Below are 1,038 nucleotides of genomic sequence, written 5' to 3'. Positions count from 1 at the left end.
AGTAGATGTTTGGTCCTATTGAACATGCACTAAGACCTGCTTTTTTCTCCAAAAGCACTCCACATTCAAGTCCAGCATGCACGGCTGTTATTCTTGCATTTGGCTTATAAATTTTAAGCTCTTCTAAGATGTCGTTTGCAAATTTATCATTTACAGGCTTCCAAGCTGGGTTTCTATCCTTGCTGATAACACTAAAGCCAACTGCTTTTGCAAGCTCTGAAATTTCAAATTCCATTCTATTTAGCCCATCTTTACTCATTGACCTTGCGAAAAACTCCCAAAATTTATAGATAAGAAATGTAAAAAGAATACGCAATAAAGAAGTGTATAGAAAATAGGTTAGTGGCAATAAATTTGATAAATTTGCGTTTGGCTACTAGAGCTACCGTTTATAGATTTTTGGTAGCTAAGATAGATGCTCGTTAAGATAAGCGGAGCAAAACCCTATATAAATAGGTAGGGTGAAATTTATTTGACGGCATTTTTGGCTACGAAATTTATAAAATAATTAAATTTCAAGCCAAAAATACTAAATTTTGACTCTTTTTTCTCTTGCTTTTTTGATCTTGTTTTTAACTACATGAAATTTTGAAGCTGCAGCCGAGCATAGATCCTTGTAGGTAACTAAAATTTTTGACTCTTTTTTAGTGCAAATGACTGCAAAAACGCTCTCAAGGTCGATTCTCTCTTTTTGTGTTAAATTTTCCATCTATTTTCCTAGCAATTTTCTCATCTTATTGACAACAAATAATATTTCATCATCGTCAAGCTCACATAGCAGTTTGCAAACAGCAGCAGCAGCTTGTGGCTTTGAGTTTCCAAGTCTCCAGTCCTGATATGTCCTCATAGGCACGCCAAGATCTTCTGCCATTTTTGCTTGTGAAATTTTCTTACCGATATTTTTTGCCTCAACTGCATTGTGAAGCAAATTAAATATATCACTTGTTTCAATCATTGAAGAATTATACGTTATTTACCATTAAATATACCTAAAATATTATATAAATAATGTAAAATAGTATATAAATATCAAGGTTG

2 protein-coding genes and 1 pseudogene are annotated in these 1,038 nt (G+C 33.0%); all 3 read right to left on the bottom strand.

The genetic code is table 11. From position 1 onward, the window contains the following. A pseudogene (locus tag F3G86_RS08620) lies at positions 1–316 on the bottom strand (hypothetical protein); the annotation flags it as partial. A 213-nt stretch (positions 317–529) separates the two neighbouring features. Further along, the gene (locus tag F3G86_RS08615) at positions 530–709 is read right to left on the bottom strand and encodes a hypothetical protein (protein ID WP_149723613.1); all 180 of its coding nucleotides are present in this window, start codon (positions 707–709) and stop codon (positions 530–532) included. Next, positions 710–955, bottom strand: coding sequence for a helix-turn-helix domain-containing protein (locus F3G86_RS08610; protein ID WP_009294123.1), 246 nt, complete (start codon positions 953–955; stop codon positions 710–712). Positions 956–1,038 lie beyond the last annotated feature (83 nt).

Origin of the sequence: Campylobacter concisus (assembly GCF_902460595.1) — a bacterium.
Taxonomy (GTDB): domain Bacteria; phylum Campylobacterota; class Campylobacteria; order Campylobacterales; family Campylobacteraceae; genus Campylobacter_A; species Campylobacter_A concisus_BL.
This window is presented reverse-complemented; position numbering and strand designations above follow the sequence as displayed.